At 36.5% G+C, this 25,534-nt stretch carries 27 protein-coding genes; 12 read left to right on the top strand and 15 right to left on the bottom strand.

From position 1 onward, the window contains the following. Positions 1–18: 18 nt before the first annotated feature. The 5 genes from KFE94_13440 to KFE94_13420 form a co-directional block, all read right to left on the bottom strand. A complete protein-coding gene (locus KFE94_13440) occupies positions 19–1,434 on the bottom strand; it encodes a DUF819 family protein (protein ID UTW65646.1) in 1,416 nt (471 codons plus the stop codon). A gap of 24 nt (positions 1,435–1,458) precedes the next feature. Beyond that, positions 1,459–1,920, bottom strand: coding sequence for a DUF1801 domain-containing protein (locus KFE94_13435; protein UTW65645.1), 462 nt, complete (start codon positions 1,918–1,920; stop codon positions 1,459–1,461). 54 nt (positions 1,921–1,974) lie between these two features. Next, the gene (locus KFE94_13430) at positions 1,975–2,994 is read right to left on the bottom strand and encodes a hypothetical protein (protein ID UTW65644.1); all 1,020 of its coding nucleotides are present in this window, start codon (positions 2,992–2,994) and stop codon (positions 1,975–1,977) included. Positions 2,995–3,020: 26 nt separating this feature from the next. Then, on the bottom strand, positions 3,021–4,496 hold the full coding sequence (accC, locus tag KFE94_13425) for an acetyl-CoA carboxylase biotin carboxylase subunit (protein UTW65643.1): 1,476 nt from the start codon (positions 4,494–4,496) through the stop codon (positions 3,021–3,023). Between the two features lie 71 nt (positions 4,497–4,567). After that, entirely contained in the window at positions 4,568–5,083 is a 516-nt protein-coding gene (locus tag KFE94_13420; protein ID UTW65642.1) for a hypothetical protein, read from the bottom strand. Between the two features lie 172 nt (positions 5,084–5,255). Here KFE94_13420 and KFE94_13415 point away from each other — a divergent pair, with 172 nt between their 5' ends. Then, positions 5,256–6,011 (top strand): T9SS type A sorting domain-containing protein, encoded by a 756-nt coding sequence (locus tag KFE94_13415; GenBank protein ID UTW65641.1) that lies wholly within the window; start codon positions 5,256–5,258, stop codon positions 6,009–6,011. 54 nt (positions 6,012–6,065) lie between these two features. Here the strand turns inward: KFE94_13415 and KFE94_13410 are convergent, their stop codons facing one another. Then, complete coding sequence (locus KFE94_13410) at positions 6,066–6,425, bottom strand: phage holin family protein (GenBank protein ID UTW65640.1); 360 nt, start codon at positions 6,423–6,425, stop codon at positions 6,066–6,068. Positions 6,426–6,537: 112 nt separating this feature from the next. On the opposite strand from KFE94_13410, the gene KFE94_13405 reads away from it, so the two are divergent. Continuing rightward, positions 6,538–7,497: a putative sulfate exporter family transporter gene (locus KFE94_13405; protein ID UTW65639.1), complete on the top strand. Its 960-nt coding sequence runs from the start codon at positions 6,538–6,540 to the stop codon at positions 7,495–7,497. Here the strand turns inward: KFE94_13405 and KFE94_13400 are convergent. From KFE94_13400 to KFE94_13390, 3 genes are all read right to left on the bottom strand, one after another. Beyond that, positions 7,486–7,938 carry a hypothetical protein gene (locus KFE94_13400; GenBank protein ID UTW65638.1) on the bottom strand — a complete coding sequence of 151 codons (453 nt, stop codon included), beginning with the start codon at positions 7,936–7,938 and terminating at the stop codon, positions 7,486–7,488. The two genes, KFE94_13405 and KFE94_13400, sit on opposite strands and share 12 nt — an antisense overlap. 103 nt (positions 7,939–8,041) lie before the next feature. Next, positions 8,042–9,052, bottom strand: a complete 1,011-nt coding sequence (locus tag KFE94_13395; protein UTW65637.1) for a 2-oxoacid:ferredoxin oxidoreductase subunit beta — start codon at positions 9,050–9,052, stop codon at positions 8,042–8,044. Between the two features lie 2 nt (positions 9,053–9,054). Beyond that, complete coding sequence (locus KFE94_13390) at positions 9,055–10,902, bottom strand: 2-oxoacid:acceptor oxidoreductase subunit alpha (protein ID UTW65636.1); 1,848 nt, start codon at positions 10,900–10,902, stop codon at positions 9,055–9,057. A gap of 375 nt (positions 10,903–11,277) precedes the next feature. Between KFE94_13390 and KFE94_13385 the strand changes: the two genes are divergently transcribed. The 3 genes from KFE94_13385 (at position 11,278) to KFE94_13375 (ending at position 13,774) form a co-directional block, all read left to right on the top strand. Continuing rightward, positions 11,278–11,622, top strand: coding sequence for a 4Fe-4S binding protein (locus tag KFE94_13385; GenBank protein ID UTW65635.1), 345 nt, complete (start codon positions 11,278–11,280; stop codon positions 11,620–11,622). Between the two features lie 181 nt (positions 11,623–11,803). Beyond that, a complete protein-coding gene (locus tag KFE94_13380) occupies positions 11,804–12,649 on the top strand; it encodes a bile acid:sodium symporter family protein (protein ID UTW68282.1) in 846 nt (281 codons plus the stop codon). A gap of 24 nt (positions 12,650–12,673) precedes the next feature. Then, positions 12,674–13,774, top strand: coding sequence for a 1-acyl-sn-glycerol-3-phosphate acyltransferase (locus KFE94_13375; protein UTW65634.1), 1,101 nt, complete (start codon positions 12,674–12,676; stop codon positions 13,772–13,774). A 1-nt stretch (position 13,775) separates the two neighbouring features. Here KFE94_13375 and KFE94_13370 read toward each other — a convergent pair whose 3' ends face one another. Continuing rightward, positions 13,776–14,504 (bottom strand): hypothetical protein, encoded by a 729-nt coding sequence (locus KFE94_13370; protein ID UTW65633.1) that lies wholly within the window; start codon positions 14,502–14,504, stop codon positions 13,776–13,778. 117 nt (positions 14,505–14,621) lie between these two features. Between KFE94_13370 and KFE94_13365 the strand changes: the two genes are divergently transcribed. Continuing rightward, positions 14,622–15,140 (top strand): DUF2892 domain-containing protein, encoded by a 519-nt coding sequence (locus tag KFE94_13365; protein UTW65632.1) that lies wholly within the window; start codon positions 14,622–14,624, stop codon positions 15,138–15,140. 68 nt (positions 15,141–15,208) lie between these two features. Continuing rightward, a complete protein-coding gene (lysA, locus tag KFE94_13360) occupies positions 15,209–16,435 on the top strand; it encodes a diaminopimelate decarboxylase (GenBank protein UTW65631.1) in 1,227 nt (408 codons plus the stop codon). Positions 16,436–16,546: 111 nt separating this feature from the next. Here the strand turns inward: lysA and KFE94_13355 are convergent, their stop codons facing one another. The 3 genes from KFE94_13355 to KFE94_13345 all read right to left on the bottom strand — a co-directional run bounded on the left by KFE94_13355 (position 16,547) and on the right by KFE94_13345 (position 20,337). Next, entirely contained in the window at positions 16,547–17,590 is a 1,044-nt protein-coding gene (locus KFE94_13355) for a PorP/SprF family type IX secretion system membrane protein (protein UTW65630.1), read from the bottom strand. A 5-nt stretch (positions 17,591–17,595) separates the two neighbouring features. Next, entirely contained in the window at positions 17,596–19,239 is a 1,644-nt protein-coding gene (locus KFE94_13350; GenBank protein UTW65629.1) for a PKD domain-containing protein, read from the bottom strand. A 75-nt stretch (positions 19,240–19,314) separates the two neighbouring features. Continuing rightward, positions 19,315–20,337, bottom strand: a complete 1,023-nt coding sequence (locus KFE94_13345) for an acyl-CoA reductase (GenBank protein ID UTW65628.1) — start codon at positions 20,335–20,337, stop codon at positions 19,315–19,317. 96 nt (positions 20,338–20,433) lie between these two features. Here KFE94_13345 and KFE94_13340 point away from each other — a divergent pair, with 96 nt between their 5' ends. Both KFE94_13340 and KFE94_13335 read left to right on the top strand, forming a co-directional pair. Further along, positions 20,434–21,309, top strand: coding sequence for a hypothetical protein (locus KFE94_13340; GenBank protein ID UTW65627.1), 876 nt, complete (start codon positions 20,434–20,436; stop codon positions 21,307–21,309). Positions 21,310–21,349: 40 nt separating this feature from the next. Beyond that, positions 21,350–21,883 (top strand): hypothetical protein, encoded by a 534-nt coding sequence (locus KFE94_13335; GenBank protein ID UTW65626.1) that lies wholly within the window; start codon positions 21,350–21,352, stop codon positions 21,881–21,883. A gap of 29 nt (positions 21,884–21,912) precedes the next feature. On the opposite strand, the gene KFE94_13330 is transcribed toward KFE94_13335, so the two are convergent. Both KFE94_13330 and KFE94_13325 read right to left on the bottom strand, forming a co-directional pair. Next, entirely contained in the window at positions 21,913–22,860 is a 948-nt protein-coding gene (locus tag KFE94_13330; GenBank protein UTW65625.1) for a phosphoribosylaminoimidazolesuccinocarboxamide synthase, read from the bottom strand. 3 nt (positions 22,861–22,863) lie between these two features. Continuing rightward, positions 22,864–23,808, bottom strand: a complete 945-nt coding sequence (locus KFE94_13325; protein UTW65624.1) for a PhoH family protein — start codon at positions 23,806–23,808, stop codon at positions 22,864–22,866. Positions 23,809–24,058: 250 nt separating this feature from the next. On the opposite strand from KFE94_13325, the gene KFE94_13320 reads away from it, so the two are divergent. The 3 genes from KFE94_13320 (at position 24,059) to KFE94_13310 (ending at position 25,455) form a co-directional block, all read left to right on the top strand. Continuing rightward, the gene (locus KFE94_13320) at positions 24,059–24,835 is read left to right on the top strand and encodes an SAM-dependent chlorinase/fluorinase (GenBank protein ID UTW65623.1); all 777 of its coding nucleotides are present in this window, start codon (positions 24,059–24,061) and stop codon (positions 24,833–24,835) included. Then, entirely contained in the window at positions 24,832–25,125 is a 294-nt protein-coding gene (locus tag KFE94_13315; GenBank protein ID UTW65622.1) for an antibiotic biosynthesis monooxygenase, read from the top strand. Before KFE94_13320 ends, KFE94_13315 begins: the two co-directional genes overlap by 4 nt. Positions 25,126–25,239: 114 nt before the next feature. Next, positions 25,240–25,455: a hypothetical protein gene (locus KFE94_13310; GenBank protein ID UTW68281.1), complete on the top strand. Its 216-nt coding sequence runs from the start codon at positions 25,240–25,242 to the stop codon at positions 25,453–25,455. Positions 25,456–25,534: the final 79 nt, after the last annotated feature.

Raw genomic sequence — 25,534 nt, 5'->3', positions numbered from 1 at the left:
TTGTTGTTCTTTTTCGCGCTACATCGGTGCCACACCTTGCATCAGGTATCCACAAATTAAAGCACCATAGGTTCCAAACGCGTAACCTAAAACCGCTAATAATACACCTACAGGAGCCAACGATGGGTGGAATGCTGCAGCTACCACCGGAGCTGATGCTGCCCCTCCAATATTCGCTTTACTTCCTACAGCCAGGAAGAAGAATGGCGCACGGATTAATTTAGCTACAATAAACAATAACCCCACGTGAACTGCCATCCAGACCAATCCTACAAGGAATATAGCCGGATTATCAAATACAGCCAGAATATCCATCTTCATCCCAATAGTTGCAACCAAAATATAAATGAATACACCTCCTACTTTAGACGCCCCTGCACCTTCATAATTTCGTGCGCTTGTAAAGCTCAATAAGATTCCAAAAGTAGTCGCTAATACAATCAACCAAAAGAAGCCTGATCCCAGACTAAACGTTTCTGCCAGGTATGGCGCGTTTTCCTTAATAAACGGAGCAATATGTCCGGACAATAAATGAGCTAATCCAGTGAATCCAAGTCCCAGTCCTAAAATCACCACCAAATCATTAAATGATGGAATACGCGCAATCTTTTGACTAAACTCATGCATATGGTTCTTTAAAGTCTCCACAGAGCTCGCATCTGCCTTAAAGAAAGCATCAATTTTCGCAGCTTTTCCAACGCCCAACAACAAAAAGAACATCCAAATCTCAGCTACTACAATATCTACAGTAATCATCATAGAATACATGCTTCCCGTAATTAAGTTTTGATCTCCTTCTTTAAAAATTTCAAACATAGCAGCTTGATTGGCTCCTCCACCAATCCAGCTTCCTGCTACTGTGGTCATCCCTCTCCATACTTCATTTGGTGGTACTCCACCAACTACGTCAGGCGAAATAAAAGAAAACAATAAGATCGCTAACGGCCCACCAATAACAACACCGATCGTTCCAGTGAAAAACATTATAAGCGCCTTCGGTCCCAGTTGAAAAACTTCTTTTAGATTGATACTTAAAGTCAACAAGATCAAACTAGCCGGAAGCAAATATCTAGAAGCCACATAATACAATTGCGATTTTCCAATGAATGGATTTAACAAAGAAGCATCTACTTCATTGGTTAAAACAAAATGCTTTAAATCTTTGAAATTACTGATCCCGGACATATCAAAACCATTATCTGCTAAGAACGCTGTAGCTTGAGCCACATCAATCCATTTTGGAGAGATGATTCCAAATGTGCTAAATAGTGACGGTAAGAAATAACACAATAACAATGCGGGAATCACCTTAAAAAATTTGCTAAACTGAGGTGTTTCAGTAGCTTTAAAAATCAGTGTTAATAAACCGATGAGTATACCAAAAACAACCGCGTCATTGGTAATTAAGGGAATGTCCGATACAACTTCTTCCATATTCTGTTTTCTTATTTTAAACGCTTATTTCTTTAATTTTAAATTGGACTCGTAGATTTCTATCCAACGCTCTGGGGTCATTTTTGTGGCCAACTCTGTAATCAGTTCATATGGGATCGTCTTTACATTCTTGAAACGGATACAGCTTTTTCCCATGTCTAACTTTGTCCTCACATAAGACGGGTATTCAGCTTTAAACCATTCCAATAGTTCCGGGAAAGCATAAATTCCGGAATGATACAAAGCCACAAAATTCTTTTGTGATGCGATATTGATAAATGGCAATGGCAAATCCGGAGTTACATGATATCCCTTGGGGTAAAGTGAATGAGGCACAACATATCCAATCATCCCATAACTCATAACCTCTTCAAATCCTTCCGGCAAATTACTATTGAATATATCCCTTAATCTTTGAATCGCTTCCGCGCGATCCTCGGGAAGTTTGGATACATACTCATCTGGAGAATTTGCCTCAATTTTCATAGTTCACTTTTATTGTTCACAAGAATACAAAAAATTCATTTCTATCTCGATCGACTACATCTTTAACTCGGGAAACAAAAACTCCATCTTAGTAATCTCCTTTTTTCGTTCTTCAAGTTCTGCGATATATGACTTCACCTGATCCATTTTGTATTTATCTACGCATAGATTCGCCCACTCTAAAGCCAAATCAATATCACCCGATATTTCACTGGCAACTATCAAATTAAAAGTTGCCCGACTCGCCAGTTTCGTATTATTCGAAGTTGCTAATAAATACCAGATATCTGACGCTCCCGACCAGTTTCCTCCTTTAGCATAGATATAAGCCTGCTTCATTTGCTCAGTTCCGGTACTATAAATTTTTCGAGATTTAGTTTCCCACTTTGGGGCAATTTGTTCGGTATAGTCACTCGCCAACTTTCTAGCTGCCTGAATTAATACATTATTGGCATCTGCAATCCTGTTATTTACTTCATATGGTGTACTTCCTGATGCGGAAACCGAGACCTGTGTACTCACATCTGACTCCAGATCCACTTTACCTTCTCCATTTTTACAAGTGTAAGCTCTAAATAGCATCTGCATATAGACACTTTGCTCTCCGTTGAAGTAGGGAACTCTAACTGTTCCATACGTTCTTTCTACCGGAGTTGAAAAAAGCACATCACTATCTGTATCCACCTCAGCGTTATAGCCTTCTATCACCACAAGTGCATCGGCATTTACACTTTGACACATTTGACTTACAAACCGAATAGGTAATGGACTACTGCCATAACTCCCATTTTTAGGAATAAATGTAAAGCTGGTATCAAAAACATTGAAATACTGGTTGCTATTAAATATCGACTCCATTTCCGATATGGTTTCATTGACCATAATATCTGTAATGGAATTATATTGTGCAACAACTCGTCCCTGAACAAATTGTTTCGTTTTGGAACTATTGATATCTACACGATTCATCAATACCACATTCCTCACAGGTTGTGAGAGTGGCGAATCGGGTAACTTAAGTATATCAATTGAAATCTTGGATGAAGCACAACCGCTTAGTAAAACGATGCTCATCCAACCAATAATTGATTTTTTAATTCCTACAAACGATTTAGCTTCCATGCGGATTGTACCTCATATTTCGCGCCAACTGTCAATCTTCCTTTACGTTCTGCGGTCAAATGAGCTCCAATTAAGGCTGCTAATTCTTCTTCTTCAGGTTTTATGTATCTGAAGTTCTTCGGATCAAAATATTTCTTTACAAAGTGCGTATCAAATTCTCCGGTTCTAAAAGCTTCATGATCTATTGCGTATCGGCAAAAACTTAATGTGGTTTCCACACCATTAATTTGATATTCATCAATTGCCTTGATCATTCTTTCAATCGCCTCTTCTCTATTCTCTCCCCATACAATTAACTTAGAAATCATTGGATCGTAATAGATTGGAATTTGCTTTCCTTCTTCCATAGAATCATCCACACGTACTCCCTCTCCTTGCGGTAAACGGTAGGTACTTAACTTACCTATATCCGGCAAGAAATTATTCTCAGGATCTTCAGCGTATACGCGTACTTCTATAGAGTGTCCATGAATTTTTAAATCTGCTTGCGTAAATGAAAGTTTCTCTCCTCTGGCTACTTTAATCTGCTCTTCTACTAAATCTAATCCTGCTATTAATTCAGATACCGGATGCTCCACCTGTAAACGGGTATTCATTTCAAGGAAATAATACTTCCCATTATCATATAAGAATTCTACCGTTCCTGCACCCCAATAATCACATGCTCTGGCCACATCACAAGCGCATGCACCCATTTCCGCACGTAATTCAGGAGTTAAAACAGCAGAAGGCGCTTCTTCAATTACCTTTTGATGTCTTCTTTGAATTGAGCAATCTCTTTCAAACAAATGAACAATATTCCCATGTTCATCGGCCAAAACCTGGATTTCAATATGTCTTGGTGATTCTACATATTTTTCAATAAAAACTGATCCATCGCCAAAAGCAGATTTTGCTTCATTGGTTGCCATTCTGATTTGTTCTTCTAAATCAGCTTCTTCGTTAACAATACGCATTCCTTTACCACCACCACCGGCAGCTGCTTTAATCAAAATTGGGAAACCGATTTCCTTCGCAATTTCAATTACCTCGGCAGGATCTTCAATCGCCTGATCGGTACCCGGAACCATAGGAATGTTATAATTCTTTACAGCTGCTTTTGCTGCCAGTTTATCACCCATCATAGCCATAGATTTCGGTAATGGACCAATAAACTTAATGCCCGCATCTGTTACTTTCTGCGCAAAATCACCATTTTCAGATAAAAAACCATATCCAGGATGGATTCCATCCACACCTAATTCTAAAGCTTTTTCAATAATATAATCTCCTCTCAAATATGATTCAGAAGATGGTGCCGGTCCCACACAAACTGCTTCATCTGCAAATTTCACAAATAGTGAATCTGCATCTACCTCAGAATAAATTGCAACTGTTGAAATTCCCATTTCTTTACATGTGCGCATTATTCTCAATGCGATTTCCCCTCTATTGGCAACAAGTATTTTCTTCATAATTTTTGATTAAAGATCGAATGACAAATTTAATTTTTCATCCCATATTTCAGGGATGCTTCACCTGAAATTTATGCACGAAATGTATTTTGAATTTCCGTCTCAAAAGCTGGAGAATTGATCCAGTTTTGCAGATCCGTTTCATCTACAATTTGCTCAAGTCGTTTTTGAAATTGTGATTCCAAACCATGCAACTTTACAAAACCCAAAGTATCACGAAATGAATTCAACATACTCACATAAAATGCGTCTTGTCTGATTCTACGTTCACTTGAAAAAACCTGAGCAATTTCAATGTTATACAGCATAAGATCAACAATAATTTCAGGCTGTACTTCCAGCGTTTTAAAATGTTTGATCAGCTTCTGTGCTACCGACCTTCTGGCTTTCGGCTTCCGAACATTTAAATTGTATTCTTTTGAGATCTTTAGCTTGGCATTTTCTAATAACTGGTCTTCTTTAGGATTGAAAGCAAAATCATAATACACTTTTACATCCTTAAATCTGGAATACAAATCCAGAATTTGCTCTTCCATTTGAGATTTGGTCAGTGTTTCCAAATACTTCTTTAGATCCCTCTTGCTCATCGTTCAAAAGTAGCGATTATTCGCTCAAACCTATTTTAGCTTATCTATAATGATTCTAAATACAACCATCAAAACAAAATTTTACAAACTCTTACCTAACCACCCACATATTTTGAACGTGATAATAAATGAAAACCACCACAGAATATTATTAACCAAATAAAACAACGCTATGAGAATATCTATACTAATTGGGCTTCTATTAGCTCATGTTTTATGCAACGCTCAGATTGAAATCAAAAGATCTGCACTCTCAAATCAAATTGAAATCAAACCATCAAAAAGCTATGAAATACGTGGCCAAATCATATCTAAATCTACCAAAGAACCTTTGGCATTTGTAACCCTGATTCTTGAACAAGATAGGAAAACTATTACCGGTGGTCAAACCGATTTTGATGGATTTTACCTTATTAATCTTCCAAATTCAGGTACATATACTTTAAAAACAAAATATTATTCATCAATGTACTCAAACTCAGAATACATCATTCAACTAAATGGGAAAACTTCAAAAACAGTAAATTTTGAACTCAGCCATAATCCTGATGCTCCCAAAATTATTGCCTGTGGATATACTTTAAAAACCATTAATCATAATGACAAAATCGTAGACTTATTCGAAGAAGAAAAATTAAATAGTGACTCTTTAGATACCCTTTTACCCGGCTATCAACTCATTCATAACCCTGTGAAATCATCAATAACCATTTACCCGAACCCTAGCAGCGGATTAGTAAATATTACTAATCCGCTTATTACCCAAGCCTTAACTCTATATGATTTGAGTGGAAAGATTGTATATCAAATAGACGAACCCTCACTCACTACCGTTTCCATTGATATCTCAACTTTTCAAAATGGAATCTATATACTCAGATTAAAAGATGAGGACGGGGTTCAGATACATCGAATTATAAAAAACTAGATCTTGGTTAGTAGTGTTGTTTTGGAAATGCGTTAGGAATCCCTGACGCATTTTTTAATATCTATCTCTTCGGTCATCGGATTTATCAATTCCATTGAAAATCGAAGTCACAAAAGACAATACCAAACTAAATATCAAAGCCCACCAAAATCCGTCAACCGTAAATCCATCTAAAAACCCGGCCGTCAATTGAATCACAAATACATTGATTACCAACAAAAAGAATCCTAATGTAACCACAGTAATTGGCAATGTTAAAATCACCAGAACCGGTTTTATTGTTGAATTAAACAACCCTAACAGCAATGCGACCATAATCCCTGTAAAAAAACTATCCACATGAACACCAGGTAAAATATATTGGGAAACCATTACCGCTAATGAGGAGATCAAAACTTTAGTTAGAAAATTCATTGTATATTGTTTTGCTTTAACAAAAGTACCTAAAAAGTAATTCTAAAAAACCGTAACACTAATTACACATGATATATCGGCCAGATCGTATCATTGCAATTCAAATTCAATTATGAAATCCAGAATTCCGGGAATTGTTTTCAGCTTTTTTATTGGAATGGTAGCCTATCTCGGTGCACTATATATCCCCATGATTAATTCCATTGTGCTGGCTCTAATCATGGGAATGCTGTATGCCAATATAGCTCCTACTCCAGAAAAGTGGTCTTCAGGGATTCATTTTTCATCTAAAAATCTACTCGAAATCGCAATTATTTTCCTCGGGTTCGGAATCAGTTTTTATGATATTGCCAGTTTGGGATGGCAAATCATTATTGTATTATCATTAAGTATTTTGGTCGTTTTAGGTTTCACCTATTTTATTGTAAAACGATTTAACATCCAGGATTCTTGTGGTCATTTAATTGGTTTTGGAACTGCTATTTGTGGTTCTAGTGCTATTGCCGCACTTGCTCCAAAACTCAACTCCGGTAAAAGTGAAATTGGGATTTCTATCGCTGTAATTAATCTTTACGGACTTATTGGTATGCTAGCTTTTCCAATTGTATTTAGCTCCGATATCATCATGGATGCAGCAGCATTAATGATTGGCGGTACTTTACATGGAGTTTCAAATGTAGCCGGAGCCGGATACGCAATGGGAGAAACTATAGGGGACTTGTCATTAACAATAAAACTCGGACGCGTGGCTTTACTCGCTCCTGCTTTGATTTTCTTTAACTTTTTGATCAATAGAAATGCTTCGATTAAAGAAAATCTGAAACTTCCTTATTATATCGTAGGCTTTATTCTTGCTTCAAGCATGATCACATTTTTTCAGCTACCTGTGGAGTTGATCGAAATTTTCAGAATCGTTGGCAAAGCACTATTGACCATCTCTATGGCCGCTATAGGATTAAGTATTCATTTTAAACAACTGTATACTCAGGGTAAAAATGCGCTTGGGTTTGGCGCTTTAATTTTTGCCTTCCAGATTTTAATATTGGGAATGATGACCTATTTAATCACTTAGATCCAGTACTTCCTCATTAGAATCTTTGGGTGCCATAATTTTCATCGCCCACATACCTCCAAGTATACCCATTGGAATATATGCTAAAGTCATATCAATTATGGCAAACCATGTTGGATGCGGAATTTGGTACATATTCGCTATTCCTCCTAATAGAAAAAAGGCCCCAATCCCTAAAGCAAATTTGGTTTGATGGGAAGCGGCAACTAATCCTGCAACTAATGCTCCCACTAAAGTTCCCAGTGCATGTGCTAAAAACGGCATAATAAAATGTTTATACTCTAGTATAGGCATAGCAGCTGTAATTCCTTCTGCTGTGGTCATATCCGCTCCTGGAGGTGGCGCAATAATAGAACTACTCATTAAGATCAGTCCCATGTTAACAATCATTCCAACAATAGCTCCTCCAATAAGCGCCAAAATATTTCTAAGTATTTTCATTTTTCCCGTTTTAAGCGTAACGAAGATAACAGAATCCTTTCCAAACAAAAAACCACCGAAGTTTCCTCCAGTGGTTTTAATTCATTTTATATTGTTTAGATATTTAAATCTCCCAAGTCTCACCGCTTTCTAATAAATCATCAACGGTCTTGAACTTCGTGGTTGCTTTAATTTCTTCCAATTGTTGAGACAATCTTTCATTAAAGGTATCTCTTTTTACGGAACGAATCACTCCAGTTACCATAGGCATTCTTAAGTTGACCAACATCATGTGTAATGTAATATCCTCCTCATGTGCATCATGAACTACCAAATCATCTTCAGTAATTCCATCCTTGCCAATCTCAACAACTTCCAATTTAAAGCCATTTTGGATAATTCCTTTGTTTCGTTCTTTTCCAAAAATCATTGGCTTTCCATGTTCTACTCTCAGGAATGCTTCGGTCTTTACTTCTTTTGCAGTCCATTCTTTGAAGACTTTATCATTGAAAATCACACAATTCTGTAAGATTTCAATCAAAGACGTCCCCTTGTGCTTTTCAGCTTCAATAAAAATATCTACCATTCCTTTAGGATTAATATCTTCAATTCTTGCAAAAAACTGTGCGCCCGCACCCAAAGCCAATTCACCAGGATTAAACGGATTATCAATACTTCCCTGTGGCGATGTTTTGGTTTTATGTCCCAAACTCGTTGTTGGAGAAAACTGCCCTTTTGTTAATCCATATATTCTGTTGTTAAACAACAAAATATTAATATCGATGTTTCTTCTCAGTGCATGAATAAAATGATTTCCACCAATCGCTAAAGCATCTCCATCACCAGTGATTTGCCAAACACTTAAATTTGGATTAGCCATTTTCACACCACTCGCAATAGCCGGTGCACGACCATGAATAGAATGGAAACCATAAGTATCCATATAATATGGGAATCTGGAAGAACATCCAATTCCAGAAACAAAAACGATATCCTTTTTGTCAATACCAAGTTCCGGCATCGCTTTTTGAACGGATTTCAAAATAGCATAATCACCACATCCAGGACACCATCTTACTTCCTGATCACTCGCAAAATCTTTTGCTCTATATTCTACTTTAGGATTTTCGCTCATGATTAGTCTTCCTTTAAAATTTCAGTAAATCTATCAATCAATTCAGAGGTGCTAAATGGTAATCCCTGAATCTTGTTGTATTGCAAATAATCGAATTGCGGTAATTCCGCTCTCAAATATTTAACAAACTGGCCATTATTCAACTCACATACCACAATCTTCTTGAATCTGGAAAAAACTTCAGCTGTGTTTTTGGGTAATGGTTTGATATAATTGAAGTGCGCCAATCCTATTCTTCCATTCGCTTCCACTTCTTCACCTGCAGTAAGTAAAGCACCAAATGTACCTCCCCAACCTACGATAAGTAAATCACCTTCTTGATTTCCTTCCACTTTAAGATCCGGAATATAATTAGCCACACGTGCGACTTTCTCCTCTCTTACTTTTACCATTTTCTCATGGTTTTCAGGAGCATAAGAAACATTTCCCGTGGTTTCATCTTTTTCCAAACCTCCGATTCTATGTTCAAAACCTTCAGTTCCGGGAACCACCCATTTTCTGGCTAATGTATTTTCATCTCTGATATATGGCTCCCATGTTTCAGCATTATCTGAACTGTTAATGGTATATGGAACGATATCATCCAAATCAGCCATTTTCTTGATTTTCCACGGTTGCGAACCATTCGCTACATATCCATCAGTTAATAAGATTACCGGAGTTACGTGTTCCATCGCAATCTTAGATGCATTATAAGCCATATCAAAACAATCACTTGGTGACTTGGCAGCCACCACCACGACCGGGCTTTCTCCATTTCTTCCATATAGAGCCTGTAACAAATCAGACTGCTCGGTTTTTGTTGGCAAACCAGTTGAAGGACCTCCTCGTTGAACATCAACAATCACAATTGGTAACTCTGTCATTACAGCTAAACCAATAGCCTCACCTTTTAGTGCCAATCCTGGACCTGATGTAGTTGTTATGGCAAAATCTCCAGCAAAAGCAGCACCTATTGCTGCTGCAATTCCTGCAATCTCATCTTCCGCCTGAAATGCCTTTGCACCAAAGTGCTTATGTTTTGCTACTTCTTGTAAAATATCTGTAGCCGGGGTAATCGGATACGATCCTAAAAATAAATTCTTATCAGATTTCTCTGCAGCCGCAAGAAAACCCCAGGCCGTAGCTTCATTCCCCATCACACTCTTATACCTTCCTTTTTCCATATCGGAAGGTAAAACCGTGTACGCTGATGGTAAAGCCTCAATCGTTTCAGCAAAGTAATATCCAGCTTTTAAAGCCTTCATATTCCCTTCTAAAATCATTTCTTTTTTACCGAATTTTCCTTTAAGAAAACGTTCGGTATAATCCATTGGGCGGCTAAATAACCAGTATACGACCCCTAAAGCAAACATGTTTTTGCTTCGTGTGATACTTTTATTATCCAGACCGATTCCTTCTAAAGCTTTTCTTGTTAAAGAAGTAATTGGCGCTTTTACAACATTGAATTTCTTTAATTCTTCACTCTCTAACGGATCTGAATCATACCCTGCTTTTTCCCAATCCTTTCTTTTGAAATTATCGGTATCAATAATGATGGTATTACCTGAAGGTACCGAATACAAATTAGCCCTTAGAGCAGCCGCGTTCATCGCTACCAAAACATCTGACTTATCTCCTGGCGTATGAATATGAGATTTACCAATATGTACCTGGAATCCCGAAACTCCTGCCACAGTTCCCTGAGGTGCACGAATCTCAGCCGGGTAATCCGGAAAAGTTGCAATGTCGTTACCTAAAAAAGCTGACGTACCTGCAAACTGAGTCCCAGTCAATTGCATACCATCCCCTGAATCTCCAACGAATTTTACGACAACTTTTTCTAATTCTTTTATTTTGGTTTTTTCCATTAATTCTGTCTTGAATTGCACTTGAATAAGAATGCATTTTCACTGTGTTTTCAATAAATCTTTGACATTTCAAACACTGCGACACAATATTAGTTCTCTTCGTCAATATAGAGTCAAATATTGGTCATATTTTAATTTAATACACTATAAAAATTTCTTTCATTTTTTTTCTCAGAAAAATTCTGTAAATCGTCACGGTATCTTAGCGCTTCTAACACTCATTTTAGACCTAAATTAACACCCCTAATTTCTCCTTAATTTGCATTTAGATTGAATACAAATTCTGAATTTCTCTGATCATTTCATTTATGTCATTAAATTTGCATGTGAGAGAATTAAGAAAAAACATCCCGCAGGGAATAAAATTTATACTTTATGCTAGTAATAAATGATGACTGTATCAACTGTGACGCTTGTGTCTCAGAATGCCCAAATCACGCTATTTACGAACCAGACGAAGAATGGTCTTATGCTGACGGTACGGATCTTACCGGTACTGTAAATTTATGGGACGGAAGAGAAGTAGACGCAGATAAAAAGAGAGAAGCTGAAAGCGATGAGTTCTTTTACATCGTTGCCGATAAATGTACCGAGTGTAAAGGTTTCCATGATGAGCCTCAATGTGCTACAGTTTGTCCGGTAGATGCTATTCATGTGGATGAAATGAATCCGGAATCAAACGAATTGTTATTGAATAAAAAAGGTTGTATGCATAAATAATCCTTTTGCAAAAAATCTTAGAATCCTGAATTGGCTAACAGTTCAGGATTTTTTTTATCCCCATAAGTATCAACTTACACCCATTAATCACAATTACTTTTATTATCTATGCACACAAACATTTTAATTAATGAGTAAGGAATTTTCGGACCTACATATTGATTTCAGTCAGGACAGTTTAATGATCCTAAATCTGGCCATTTCATTTATCATGTTTGGCGTAGCTTTAGGTATTAACCGAAATGAATTTGTAGAGATTACACGAAATCCTAAATCTGTTCTGGTGGGTGCAACCAGTCAATTTGTACTTCTCCCTTTATTCACGTATCTACTTATTTTAGTAGTCAAACCACTTCCTGAACTTGCCATGGGTATGATTCTGGTTGCAGCGTCACCCGGAGGTAATGTATCTAACTTCTTTTCGCAACAATCTAAAGGTAACGTGGCGCTATCTGTGAGTTTAACTGCAATCGCTACTGTAGCTTCTGTTTTTATGACCCCACTAAATTTTGAATTTTACAGTGGTTTGTATTTAGGAGATGGTCCAGGTAAAGTAATTACCGTAGAATTCTGGTCAATGGTTAAAACAGTTGTTTCGATTCTTATTCTGCCATTAGCTGCCGGATTATTTTTTGCAGCGAGATGGCCAGATTTAACACAAAAAATTTCAAAGCCGGTCAGACAGGTATCTTTCCTGATTCTAATTGTTTTTATGGTTGTAGCTTTTTCTAAAAACGTAGATGTTTTTACCGCATATTACCAACATATTCTGGTGTTGGTTTTTATTCATAATGGTCTATCATTCCTCGTAGGCTATTCCTCTGGGAAAATAGCCGGAGTGCCAAATAAAGATACCCGAACCATTACTATTGAGACGGGAATTCAAAATTCAGGATTGTCTTTAGTTTTAATTTTTTCCATCTTTAATGGTAACGGAGGCATGGCTCTATTAGCTGCCTGGTGGGGGATTTGGCATATTTTATCCGGAAGTACAATTTCTTATTTCTTTAACCGATTTAACCACTAAATCTACCTAAATTTGCCGCCAATTATGCAGAAAGCCTTTTATATTATTTTGAGAATCTATGTGAGACTCGGTCTTTCATTTTTTTATAGAAACTTTAAAAGCGTTAAACATCCGAAATTTGAAGAGTCGGGTTCTATCATCTTTGCCCCTACGCATCAAAACGCATTTATGGATGCTCTTGCTGTAGTGATGACCCAAAATCGCTTCTCTTATTTTTTGACTCAAGCCAAAGTATTTCAGTCTAAAATTGGAGCCAAATTCTTCGGCTTTATCTATATGATGCCTATTTACAGAGAGCGTGATGGCATGCATACGGTAAAAAGAAACAAAAAGATTATTGATAAATGTGTCGATGTAATTATTGAAGGCGAACATCCGTTAACGATATTTCCAGAAGGAAATCATAACCTCAGAAGAGCTATCCGTCCAGTTCAGAAAGGAATTGCCAGAATTGCATTTAGTGTATTAGATAAAAATCCGGATACCGATCTTAAGATTGTTCCCATAGGAATTAATTATAGCGCACATAGAAGGTTCAGATCAGATTTGTTTGTCAAATATGGAGAACCATTTAGGGTAAAACCTTTTTACAAATCATATTTGGAAAATAACAATAAAGGATATATTGAATTATTGGCTGAGCTGGATAAAAGAATGCGCCCGCTGACAATTGATATGCCAAGAGGTCTAAAATATCATCAGGTATCTAAAGAATGGGTTAGTAATGCCAGTGGCACACATGATTTAGAAGCTAGTTTTGATAGCAATCAAAAATTATTAGACGCCATCGTTAATGAAACCGAACTTCCACCTCGTCAGGTTTCAGATACACCTAAATGGGTTAAAGTCTTGTTTTTCCCTTTCGGATTGTTCATGTATATCAATAATTTCCTTGCATTTAAGTTGGTTAGAACACTTACGACAAAACTGGCTGCAGATCCGGCTTTTGAATCTTCTTTGGATTTGGTATTTGGTATTTTCCTATCGTTTATCGTTTATCTTCTTCAAGCAATAATTGTAGGGTTATTTACTTCATTTAATATCGGGTTGATTTACTTCTTAAGCATTCCTATCTTAAATTTCATTTACTTTAAGATTTACAAAAACTCTTTCGTTGTAGAGTAACCTAGTAGGATTCCCAACCATCGTATTTATGCTGACGCATATAATATTGGTACTTCTTTTTTACGAAGATGATAAAATCATATTGTGAAGAACTCTTTAAAAACTCATCCGTTACATCTAAATATTCGATGAAATCATCAAACTGATCATCATCTAAATCAATAATGTTATAATCCACATATTTAGCCAACAACTCTTTTAAGAGGTCTCTTCGTTTGGCATCATTAATCAACTTTTTAGCTAATCGTTCCTGACGCGCATGACGACTATACATTTCGTACAACGCGGTAATCGGGCTAGATAAAGGGTCCACAAAACCACTTAAACGATCATCTTTAGGATCGTAACCTAGTTTTTCAATATCCTCATATATCCTGCGCATCTCTCTTGGGGCCAAAACGGTTACCTCTTGCAAATAATACTGTAACTGTTTTAACTGCACATCCACATAAATAGTGTCCTTTAGCGTACTATCCTTCACACAAACCTTAGAAGTAAAATACCCTATCGATCCAATTAATATCGTATCGTTTCGATTTATTTTAATCTCGTAAGTTCCATCCGGATTACCGAAATTTCCTGTTTGATATTCCTGGCTAACTACAAAAAGTGTTAAAAGATCAGTAGTCTGATTTACACCATACACCTGCCCTTTTACAACCACTTTGCTTTCCTGAGCTTGCGTAAAATGGAATAATATCAATAGTAGACCGAGAACTCCTAACCTCATATTGGCCAAATATAATTATCAAAGCTCTGCTATTCATAAAAATAAAAAGAGATTAACATAGTTTACAGTTTCAACAGAATTATAATTTTGGCGTCCGTAAAAATGAGTCGTTAGATTATGTGGTTTTCGTATATAACAAGAATTATTTTATCAGTAGCATTACTTGGTTTATCCATTTATCAGTTTTGGGATGGAGAAATAGGTAATGGAATATTCGTATTACTTCTGATGATTCTTTCCATTATTACCATCTGGTTTAACGAAGTAATGCTTATGGTGTTTTTAGCTGTAAGAAGAGGAAACTTCGATAAAGCGGAAAAAAGACTTGACCTGATTAAAAAACCAGAATTAATGGTAAGTGGACAAGAAGCTTATTACTACTTGATGAGAGGCATGATTCTTATTCAACGAAACCAAATGAGTAAATCAGAAGGATTTTTCAAAAAGGCACTTAACACAGGATTATATATGGATCATGATAAGGCTATGGCCAAGCTTAACCTAGCTGCTATTGCCGGAGCAAAAAGACGAAAACGGGAAGCTCTTAATTGGTTAGCACAAGCTAAGAAAGATGATACCAAAAAGATGCTTACAGACCAAATTAAGATGATTAAACAACAAATGGGCAAGATCTAGACGAATACGCTTATTTGGATTCAGCCTCTACTGATCCTATCATTATCAACTTTTAGATTAATAGGATTATGTTACAAAAAAATGCGACCGAAATCCAAGGCGTTTCGGTAGAATCTCTTTGCGAAGAGTATGGTACTCCATTATATGTTTATGATGCAGATACGATCATAAACAAGTTCAATTTTTTTAAAGATAGTTTTTCGGTTAAATCCTTAACCATCAACTATGCGGTAAAGGCTTTATCTAATCCAAACATTCTCAAGTTATTCAAAAAGTTAGGTTCTAATCTTGATACGGTATCTATTCAAGAACTCCAGCTTGGATTAGCTGCGGGATTCAAACCAAAAAATATCGTATTTACACCAAGTGGAGTGTCTCATAAAGAACTGGAAAAAGCCATTGAACTTGGGGCAAAAATCAATGTAGATAATATTCATACTCTGGAATATATTGGACACGAGCATCCTAATGTTCCTATTTGTATTCGCTTTAATCCTCATGTGATGGCGGGCGGAAATGCCAATATCTCCGTAGGACATATTGATTCTAAGTTTGGGATATCCATTCATCAAATCCCTTTAGTACAAAGAATTGTAGATACGCTAAACATAAATGTGGAAGGTGTCCATATGCACACAGGATCAGATATTTTAGATGTAGATGTCTTCCTACAGGCCGCTGATATTTTATTTGACGTTGCAGAAAAATTCGATCATCTGAAATACATTGACTTTGGATCAGGGTTTAAAATCCGCTATAAAGAGGATGATCATGAAACGGATATAGCGGAGTTTGGACAAGTCATGAGCGAACGCTTTAACGCTTTTGAAAAGAACTATGGCAAACCTCTTACATTGATGTTTGAACCAGGAAAATTTATGGTAAGTGAATCGGGTTATTTCTTCGTAAAGACCAATTTGATTAAACAAACGACAAGCACCATTTTTGCGTCTGTTGACTCTGGTTTTAATCACTTGATTCGTCCGATGTTTTATAATGCACATCATGAGATTTACAACGTTTCAAATCCAAATGGGAAACCTAGAATTTACACGGTTGTTGGTTATATATGTGAATCAGACACATTCGGATATAATAGACGAATTAATGAGATTAAAGAAGGTGATATTTTAGGGTTTAAAAATGCTGGGGCTTATTGCTATAGTATGGCTTCAAACTACAATTCGAGATACAGACCGGCCGAAGTCCTTATTCATAAGGGCAAGGCACAATTGATCCGTAAACGAGAAACGTTAGATGACCTTTTTAAAAACGTTGTCGATATAGACTTATAATATTTACTCCCAATAGAACTGTAAAACAGTCTCTATTGGGGTATTTTCAAAGCATAAAAAAACCCCGCCAAAAAATTTGACGAGGTAAAAAAAATACTTTTCTAAATATATTTATAAGAAGGCGTTATTAATGTTCTTCTTATTCTTTCCACTTCTAAAATCTACACGATATTTCAAAGCCACTTCCATTCCACCCTGACCATTGGTTACACGAGTAATATTTCCAATTTCAAACTCATACGTTACATACAATGAGAATCCGGCTTTATGAAGCTTAACCACTGGAGCAATAGTTTGCTTCCATTTATGATATACCCCAACCGCAAAACTGGTATACTTACGTGTTCCCGTAGATCTTGATCCATCACTAATTCTATATTCCAAATCAGAACCATAGATCAACACATTTACCGGACCTTGCCAAGCATATAAGAAATTAGGATAAACGGAGAAGTTCTCAGATCGTCCAAATTGGTAACGTAACCCACCACTCACGTTGAACTTTCGCTCTATTACCTCATCATCATTTCCTAAAAATGAAATTTTTGGTTGTGTTAAGTGATAAGCCGCAACACCTAAATACATTTTTACAGCATCATCTGGTCTTGAGTAAAAATAATTCACACCTGCTGCCAAATCAAAATAACTTGAAGACTCATCCAGTGCCTGATCCGGAGTTTTAATTGTTGGATCAAATCCTGTATTTGTCCATTGACTTCCCCAGTTAATATTTGATGTAGAAATACTTCTTTGTCCATATCCACCTTGAAATCCAACAGACGCAAAGTGACTTTTTCTGCCATCCATTGCTTTGGTAAAACTCAAAGAAACGTTTGCAGAAAGATTAGACAACTCAGAAATACCCGCTTTATCCTGATTGATGTCAATTCCCATTCCAAAGAAATCACCACCGGTCACATCTCTTGCCAATTGAAAATCACCAGAGGCTGCAATAGTCTGAAAAGGTTGTCCAATGGATTCCCATTGACGCTTAAAATTTGATATGATTCTGGCTCTTCCGGCAAACAATCCTGCATTGGCAGGATTAACCTGTAACGGTGTATTGTAGAACTGAGTCATTATAGGCTCCGTAGATTGACCCAGTGCTACCCCAGAAAAAATAATTATTGCTAAAAACGATATTAATTTATTCATAGACCCTATCTAACCAACGTTACATCACCTTTTAAAATTTCCTGGAACCCACTTTCATAAGTCAGTTTTACGAAGTATGCATATACACCAGCTTGCAAAGGCTCGCCTTTGTATGTACCATCCCAGCCAACGTTTTGATCTCTCGACTCAAATACAAGTCTACCATGACGATCATAAACATAAAATTCCATTTTCGTGATTCCATTACCGTATACCAATAACACATCATTCTCTTCATCTGCATTTGGAGTAAACGCATCCGGTACACCTCGGTAGTAATTCTTCACCACAATTACATTCACTGAATCTGTTCTTTCACAACCATTATCAGAAATATTTGTGACGTAATATTTTGTATTTTCCAAAGGAGATACATTCACACGAGAACACGTTTCGCAATCTATAGTTCCATCACTAGGAGTCCATCTAAATCTAGGTGCAGTACCATACGCCTGTAAGCGAACAGACTGCCCAATTAAAACAGATTCATCATTTGGTGCCTGAACTTCAGGAAAAGCCTCTACATCAACAACCTCAGTATGCAATAAAATACTTGGAGGACCATATTGATTATTGGTTACCATTTGAATATCAAATTTCCCTGTATCTGAATAACAAACAATAGGATCATCCTCAGTACTCCATTCATACAATGGATCCGCATTAAAGAAATGCCATGTCACGGTATCAGCTCTTAATGATTGATTAAAGAATTGTACACATGTTCCCTGGCAAATTTTCAATTTTTCTGCAGAATATTTAGACTCCGGAGGCAAACATGAATCTACTGTAATGTAATTAATCTTTTCTTCAGTATCGCCAGAAAAAGCATTGGTCACAGAAAGTGTAACTGTATACTTTCCAGGGATTTGATAACAAATATTAGTTGGGTTTTGTTGAACCGAAACCGCAGAATCAGATCCAGGGAAAGACCAACTCCATGTAGACTGTCCCACAACCACATTTTGACTTTGATCTAAGAAATTAATACAATCTCCCGGGCAAATCTGCACCTTATTGGCAATGAAATCTGCTACAGGTGGAGGACAACTTACCACATTAATATATGCCACTAAAGTATCTTTATAAGTTCCATTCGCATCTGTTACCTCATAAAATACATTATAGGTGCCTGCCGCAGCATAAGTCACCGATGGATTAGTCACATTAGATGTCGCTGGGGTTCCACCTGGGAATGACCACAGTCTGGAAATAATAGGTTGAGATCCTGGCGTGGTTGCATCTGTAAACTGTACTTGCGTTCCTTCACAAATGGTGGTCGGAGTACCACTAATATTGATAGTTGGAGGTGTACATGCGTTCACCACCATATTGAAATCTAACGTATCCAGAGCTATTCCGTCACTAACAACTAATTGCATGGTGTAAGAACCAACATTTCCCGCTACAAAAGTGACATTCTGTCCAAAAACCGTTTGCGGTCCGGCAGCGGCTCCATTAAAATTCCATTGGAATGAAGTTAACGTTCCTGTAGAATTGTCCGCAACAAAGAAAATAGTATCTCCATTACATATACTTAAAGGTACGGGATTAGGGCTTGCTATTATGGCAGTTTGTGCATTACTGTTTAAAGTTACCCCTAACAAAAACCCTAAAAACAGCAATAAACCCTTAGATATCTTTCGCATAGATGTCTTTTCAAATTTGAGCGCCAAATTAACGCCAATACCTAAAAAAACCAAATATCTAATATCATTTATCAATTAGAGCTCCAATAAAAACTCTAAAACATCAATATTGTCCGAATAATCAGTCAGTTTGGGCTTTTGCGCTTTTCCCAATTCCAATCCTCCCAGTCCAACACGACACTGAATTTGCTCTTCAAGCATACTTAAATCAGCCTCTACATGGCCTAAATCGTCATACTCTTCATAAAACAATGTACCGACAGGAGATGTCAATCCTGAGTCATTCTTTAAAATTAAAAAGTTATTATCCCACATTTTCTCCTGGTTCAGCAAGAACAAACTTTTATGGTAATCATAGTTGTTTTGATACTTATGATTGTCCATGACTTTACCATGTGATACAATACCCTGATAAAACCAATTGATATCAAAATCTTTTGGAAAATATACTTTGGTCACGTTTCTACAGCCTAACCCATAATATCTAAAGATATCATTTCCCAACTGCTTTAGTTCAACTTCACTTTCGTTGCCTGATAAAACAGCTACCGATGTTCTATTCTTTCTAATAATATGCGGAATTTTAGAAAAATAATAATCGAAGTATCTCGAACTATTATTGCTCCCCGTAGCAATCACCGCATCAATATCTGTAAATCGCTCCCCCCCCAGATCTACCATCTCAGATAATTCAGGTGCTATCTTAAGCAATTCATCATGTAAAAACTGAATAAGCACAGTATCTTTACTAGATAATTTAGCCTTAAGAAAATGCCCGCTTATGATCACAGATAGATAATCATGATATCCAACCAGAGGAATATTCCCGGCCATAATCACACCTACCCTCTTTGCGTTTTTTACGGCACCAAAGTCATAATCTGCAGTCCACTCTTGAAGCTTATCTTCTTGCAACCACTCAACAATTTCATTTAAAGAGCTTAAAACCTGAGATTCATCAAACCAACCATTGGCATGAAATGTTCTTCGCAATACTGAATCTAATGGATTATCTACTCCCTCTGACCTTTCACTTAACCACAATCTTAATTGCTGTCCTAAATTCGAAAATGCTTTTATCCTATCTTTTAATTCCATGTTCTAGCTTTGGCAATATCTTTGCAAATCTAATATTCATAGTTCATGATTTATTCATCTGATAACATATTTCGAATCGAAACGTTTTAAGACAGAATGTTCAAAATCAAACACACATTTTTATACCTCATTATATTTTTAGGGTCTCATTTTCCAGGAGTATCCCAAGAGTATAATGATTCATTGGTAATCGCTTATCGTAAACTGGCTGTTTCATCTGAGACCGATAGGTTAAAACATACCTATTCCGATTCTCTAAGAAAACAAATAGCGCTCTTTCTGGATCAGGAAAATAGTTTTGATCAACATCTAACTAACATCCCTTATCTGGGTGATATTTTTTCACCAGATGGCGCTTTTAGAATGATTACCTGGAATCTTACACTAAGTGATGGGACCTATGATTATTTCTGTTTCATTCAAATGAAATCTTCAGAAAACGGGTCTTCCAAATGGTTTGAACTTTCGGATCATCACAAAGATATTTCCAGACCGGAATACCGGAGTTTAAAAAAGGACAACTGGTATGGGGCACTTTATTATAGTATCATTCCTTTTAAAAAGGACAAAAAAACTATGTATGTGCTTTTGGGTTGGGAAGGACATAACAAGTTCTCAAACAAAAAAGTAATGGAATGTTTGTATTTCAATAATAAAGGTGAACCTATGTTTGGGAAAGCCGTTTTCGAGTCTAGTCGAATGAATAAAAGAAGAGTCATTTTCGAATATAGTAAGGAAGCCTACTTCATGTTGAGATACAACGAAAAATTAAAACAGATTATTTACAACCGTTTAGAACCATCCAAGCCAGAATTAGAAGGGGTTTATAGTTTTTATCAGCCCACCTTACAATATGATGGATTCCAATATAAAAAGGGGAATTGGGCACGTGTTGAAGACATCAGTCCTAGAAATGAAAAAGATGGAAAGGTCTACCACAACCCAAAAGACTTAAAACCTCCAAAAAGGTAGTTCTATTTCAGGTTTCCCTATACTTTTGCAAAAAAAATTTATGAGCACAAAAAGAGCTAAAGAAATTGCTGATATTAAAAGTGGATTGTTATCGTCTGAAGAGGTATTAGTTCAAAAAGCTTTAGACAAAATGGAGTCTAAAGGAGACGTGTCTCTCATTCCAACATTGATTTCTCTTTGGGCAGAGTCCGATTCTCAAAAGATCAAAAACAAAGTTGAGTCATTGATGTTTGGACTAAAAGATAAAAGTGCTTTAGAGTCTTTGATTCAATATATTCAAGCCGATGTTTCGGACGAAAAAAAATGGTTGGCTTTAAATGCCATTTGGCAATCAGGTTATGATGCCTCTGAATACCTTACAGAACTTATCGATTTTGCATTAACGAACTCTTACACCAATGCTATAGATATCATGACCATTATCGATAATAGTGAATTTGATGAGACAACAGAAGACAAAGTTGACATGAACCTGAGAAAACTTAACGATTTTATTCTCAAAAATAAATCGGAAAGTCAAGGTGTTTTACTCGAGATCAAATCCATACTAATAGACAAAAAAATAGAGGGCTAGCCCTCTATTTTTATTTTAGTCTGTATTGATTATTCTGACAAATAATCAGAAACGTTTTTTTCTACTCTACTTAGAATTTGAGTCGCATCCGACTTTACAAATTTCTCACCGGTAATAATTTCATACAACTCTACGTATCTGTCCGTGATACTGGAAACCAGTTCTTCAGACATATGCGGAATTGTTTGCCCTTCTAATCCTTGAAACCCGTTTTCGATCAACCACTCTCTTACAAATTCTTTAGACAATTGCTTTTGTTTCTCTCCATTTTCCTGACGCTCCTCGTAACCTTCTTTATAGAAATATCTGGATGAATCAGGAGTATGAATTTCGTCAATAAGTGTAATGACACCATTTGCATCTTTTCCAAACTCGTATTTAGTATCTACCAGGATCAACCCCTTCTCAGCTGCAATTTCGGTTCCTCTGGAAAATAAGGCCTGAGTATACTTTTCTAATTCCACATAATCCGCTTCTGAAACGATTCCCTGCGCAATAATTTCTTCTCTGGAAATATCTTCATCATGTCCTTCATCTGCCTTCGTTGATGGTGTGATAATAGGTTGTGGAAATTTATCATTTTCCTTTAACCCTTCAGGTAAAGCCACTCCACATAAAGTACGTTTTCCCGAATTATATTCTCTCCATGCATGTCCTGTACAATACCCTCGAATCACCATTTCTACCTTAAATGGCTCACAGCTTTTACCTACTGTAACATTTGGATCTGGAGAAGCCATTTTCCAATTTGGTACGATATCACGGGTTGCATCCAAAAATCTCTCTGCAATTTGATTCAACACCTGACCTTTAAAAGGAATTCCTTTAGGCAATACATGATCAAATGCCGAAATACGATCTGATGCGACCATCACCAAAACATCATTTTCAATTTGATATACATCACGTACCTTTCCATGATACACTGACTTTTGCCCTTTAAAATTGAAATCTGTTTTTAACAAAGTATTCTCCATACCTTACTCCTCCTGTTTATATGCTTTAATAATTTTCTTCACTAAACGATGTCTAATCACATCTGACTCATCAAACTTCACAAATGAGATTCCTTCCACACCATCTAATACCTGCATGGCATGAATCAAACCACTCTTTTGGTTTTTAGGTAGGTCCACCTGGGATTTATCTCCGGTAATGATAAACTTTGCACTTGCTCCCATACGTGTTAAGAACATCTTCATCTGACTCACAGTTGCATTTTGTGCCTCATCCAAAATTACAAATGCATTATCCAAAGTACGGCCTCTCATAAATGCCAAAGGTGCAATTTGAACAGTACCTTTATCTATATAATCTTCTAGTTTTTCACCAGGGATCATATCAAATAATGCATCATATAAAGGCATCAAATACGGATCTAATTTCTCTTTTAAATCTCCTGGAAGGAAACCCAACTTCTCACCTGCTTCAACCGCAGGTCTGGTTAAAATTATACGCCTCACTTCTTTGGCCTTTAAAGCTCTTACTGCCAATGCTACTGCTGTATAAGATTTTCCTGTTCCGGCAGGTCCTACTGCAAAAACCATATCTGTTTTATCAATGGACCGTACCAAATCCTGCTGATTCTTTGTTTTGGCTTTGATTAAAACTCCACCGGTTCCATACACCAGGACATCTTCTTTACCAATTTTCGCCTTAATAACAGCTTCGACCTTCTCGGTAAGTAACGATTCAATATTCGCTGGTGTTAGCCGATTATGATTATTAAAAAACTCAATCAGAAAATTCATTCGGATGGTAAAGTTCTCTAATTCTGACTTTTCTCCACGCGCAATAATATCTGTACCCTGAGCTGTAATTTTCAGTCTGGGAAAATGCTTGGATATTGTAGCTATGTTAACATTATTTATCCCAAATAATTCTACCGGGTTTTTGGAATAAAAACTAATGACCGTCTCTTGCAAATTCTTCTTTCTAATTAAGTAATACTTTTATAAATCATACCCTTTCAAGGCAGTGCGGCAAATTTAATTTAAATTAAAACCTACCTAAATATTCGGATTCTTTTTTTAAACACTATTCTCACTCTTTATCAACGTTTTTTAACGCACCATTTTATTTAAAAACAAAAGCTTTCGTTTCTTAGAACGCTTAAACATTCCTACTTTCGCGTGGTTCAATAAGTATTGCGATTTAAGAAAGGATTAATACTGTATGTCAACAATTACAATTACCAGTGATTTAGGGAGTTCCGACCATTACTTAGCCGCTATGAAAGGTCAGCTTCTATCTCAATTGGGAGCCGTAAATATTATTGATATCAGTAACGATATTGAAAAATTCAATATCCCTCAGGCTGCATTTATCTTAAAAAATAGCTATACGAATTTTCCTCCTTCAACAGTACACATTGTTTTAGTCGGAATTAGCAGTCCAGATATTGATTATATTATCATCAAACATAAAGATCAATATTTCGTGGGGCAGGATAACGGCTTATTTTCTTTAGTATTTGAAAATGAACCTATTCTAGCTTATCAACTCAATTTGAGTGCACCACCCGAACTAGCCAGTTTTCCGGAAAAATCAATTTTGGTGCAGGCTGCTTCCCATCTTTCTCGTGGAGGAGTTCCTGAAGTAATTGGCGAACAAATACAGAGTTTAGCCTCAATGATTAGCTACGCTCCGGTCATTCAAAACGACACCATTCGCGCCTCAGTTCAACATATTGATGGTTATGGAAACGTCATTACGAACTTAAGTAGGGACATTTTCTCTAAATATGCAATGGGCAGAAATGTGGATATCAGATTTAGAATTCCTCATGCCAGAGTAACCAAGATTAGCAATAAGTATAGCGATGTAGATGGCGGAGACATTGTGGCTTTGTTTAATTCAGCCGGATTACTGGAAATCGCAATTAATTCCGGAAAAGCAGCAGGCTTACTTGGAATTCGCATAAATGATACTATTTCAATCAATTTTATATGATCGTCAGATTGGTCCACATGACATTCGAAAAGGAGAATGTTGACGTTTTTATGAACATTTTCAAAAAATATCAACATCAAATTAAGGCCTCAGAAGGCTGTTTAAAATTGGATTTAATCCAAGATCAAAATCAGCCTAATTTGATCTCAACATTGAGTTTTTGGGAAGATGAAAAACACCTCGAAACCTACAGAAAATCGGCACTTTTTGGCGAAATTTGGCCTTTAACTAAAAAGTTATTTTCTGATACTCCAAAGGCAATTTCTTACAATGTTTTAACTAAAAACTGATTTGATTTAACTAAAAACTCAGTGTTAATAACTTCTTTTTTTTCTTTTTTTTCTTTTTCAGGTAACGTATTACCCATATATTTGCCCAAAACACACAAAAATTGCCTTAGTATGATGACGAATAAATTAGTGCTAAAAGTGGTTAACACGGTACAATTGGTAGTCTTTATTTTGATCCCAAGTATCATGTTTGCACCACCTATCCCACCAAATCCAGGAAGTTCAACTCCTGTGACTCCTATTGATGGTGGCGTTGTCTTTTTATTAGTTGCCGGTTTGGCGTTCGGTATTAAGAAGCTTATAGACTTCAGAAAGGCAGAAATCGCTTAAAACACAAAAAACATTGAACTAAAACAAGAACATTTGCGTTCTTGTTTTTTTTTGCTCAATTTTTCGGGTTTTATCACAT

This window comes from bacterium SCSIO 12643, assembly GCA_024398135.1.
GTDB lineage: Bacteria > Bacteroidota > Bacteroidia > Flavobacteriales_G > Salibacteraceae > CAJXZP01.
The sequence above is the reverse complement of the archived record's forward strand: the minus strand, read 5'-3'. Positions and strand labels throughout refer to the sequence as shown.

What these genes read in the sequence shown, in the direction of transcription:
- KFE94_13440 (UTW65646.1), bottom strand. Translation starts at nt 1,434, where the DNA reads ATGGAAGAAGTTGTATCGGACATTCCCTTAATTACCAATGACGCGGTT.
- KFE94_13435 (UTW65645.1), bottom strand. Translation starts at nt 1,920, where the DNA reads ATGAAAATTGAGGCAAATTCTCCAGATGAGTATGTATCCAAACTTCCC.
- KFE94_13430 (UTW65644.1), bottom strand. Translation starts at nt 2,994, where the DNA reads ATGAGCATCGTTTTACTAAGCGGTTGTGCTTCATCCAAGATTTCAATT.
- accC (UTW65643.1), bottom strand. Translation starts at nt 4,496, where the DNA reads ATGAAGAAAATACTTGTTGCCAATAGAGGGGAAATCGCATTGAGAATA.
- KFE94_13420 (UTW65642.1), bottom strand. Translation starts at nt 5,083, where the DNA reads ATGAGCAAGAGGGATCTAAAGAAGTATTTGGAAACACTGACCAAATCT.
- KFE94_13415 (UTW65641.1), top strand. Translation starts at nt 5,256, where the DNA reads ATGAGAATATCTATACTAATTGGGCTTCTATTAGCTCATGTTTTATGC.
- KFE94_13410 (UTW65640.1), bottom strand. Translation starts at nt 6,425, where the DNA reads ATGAATTTTCTAACTAAAGTTTTGATCTCCTCATTAGCGGTAATGGTT.
- KFE94_13405 (UTW65639.1), top strand. Translation starts at nt 6,538, where the DNA reads ATGAAATCCAGAATTCCGGGAATTGTTTTCAGCTTTTTTATTGGAATG.
- KFE94_13400 (UTW65638.1), bottom strand. Translation starts at nt 7,938, where the DNA reads ATGAAAATACTTAGAAATATTTTGGCGCTTATTGGAGGAGCTATTGTT.
- KFE94_13395 (UTW65637.1), bottom strand. Translation starts at nt 9,052, where the DNA reads ATGAGCGAAAATCCTAAAGTAGAATATAGAGCAAAAGATTTTGCGAGT.
- KFE94_13390 (UTW65636.1), bottom strand. Translation starts at nt 10,902, where the DNA reads ATGGAAAAAACCAAAATAAAAGAATTAGAAAAAGTTGTCGTAAAATTC.
- KFE94_13385 (UTW65635.1), top strand. Translation starts at nt 11,278, where the DNA reads ATGCTAGTAATAAATGATGACTGTATCAACTGTGACGCTTGTGTCTCA.
- KFE94_13380 (UTW68282.1), top strand. Translation starts at nt 11,804, where the DNA reads ATGATCCTAAATCTGGCCATTTCATTTATCATGTTTGGCGTAGCTTTA.
- KFE94_13375 (UTW65634.1), top strand. Translation starts at nt 12,674, where the DNA reads ATGCAGAAAGCCTTTTATATTATTTTGAGAATCTATGTGAGACTCGGT.
- KFE94_13370 (UTW65633.1), bottom strand. Translation starts at nt 14,504, where the DNA reads ATGAGGTTAGGAGTTCTCGGTCTACTATTGATATTATTCCATTTTACG.
- KFE94_13365 (UTW65632.1), top strand. Translation starts at nt 14,622, where the DNA reads ATGTGGTTTTCGTATATAACAAGAATTATTTTATCAGTAGCATTACTT.
- lysA (UTW65631.1), top strand. Translation starts at nt 15,209, where the DNA reads ATGTTACAAAAAAATGCGACCGAAATCCAAGGCGTTTCGGTAGAATCT.
- KFE94_13355 (UTW65630.1), bottom strand. Translation starts at nt 17,590, where the DNA reads ATGAATAAATTAATATCGTTTTTAGCAATAATTATTTTTTCTGGGGTA.
- KFE94_13350 (UTW65629.1), bottom strand. Translation starts at nt 19,239, where the DNA reads ATGCGAAAGATATCTAAGGGTTTATTGCTGTTTTTAGGGTTTTTGTTA.
- KFE94_13345 (UTW65628.1), bottom strand. Translation starts at nt 20,337, where the DNA reads ATGGAATTAAAAGATAGGATAAAAGCATTTTCGAATTTAGGACAGCAA.
- KFE94_13340 (UTW65627.1), top strand. Translation starts at nt 20,434, where the DNA reads ATGTTCAAAATCAAACACACATTTTTATACCTCATTATATTTTTAGGG.
- KFE94_13335 (UTW65626.1), top strand. Translation starts at nt 21,350, where the DNA reads ATGAGCACAAAAAGAGCTAAAGAAATTGCTGATATTAAAAGTGGATTG.
- KFE94_13330 (UTW65625.1), bottom strand. Translation starts at nt 22,860, where the DNA reads ATGGAGAATACTTTGTTAAAAACAGATTTCAATTTTAAAGGGCAAAAG.
- KFE94_13320 (UTW65623.1), top strand. Translation starts at nt 24,059, where the DNA reads ATGTCAACAATTACAATTACCAGTGATTTAGGGAGTTCCGACCATTAC.
- KFE94_13315 (UTW65622.1), top strand. Translation starts at nt 24,832, where the DNA reads ATGATCGTCAGATTGGTCCACATGACATTCGAAAAGGAGAATGTTGAC.
- KFE94_13310 (UTW68281.1), top strand. Translation starts at nt 25,240, where the DNA reads ATGACGAATAAATTAGTGCTAAAAGTGGTTAACACGGTACAATTGGTA.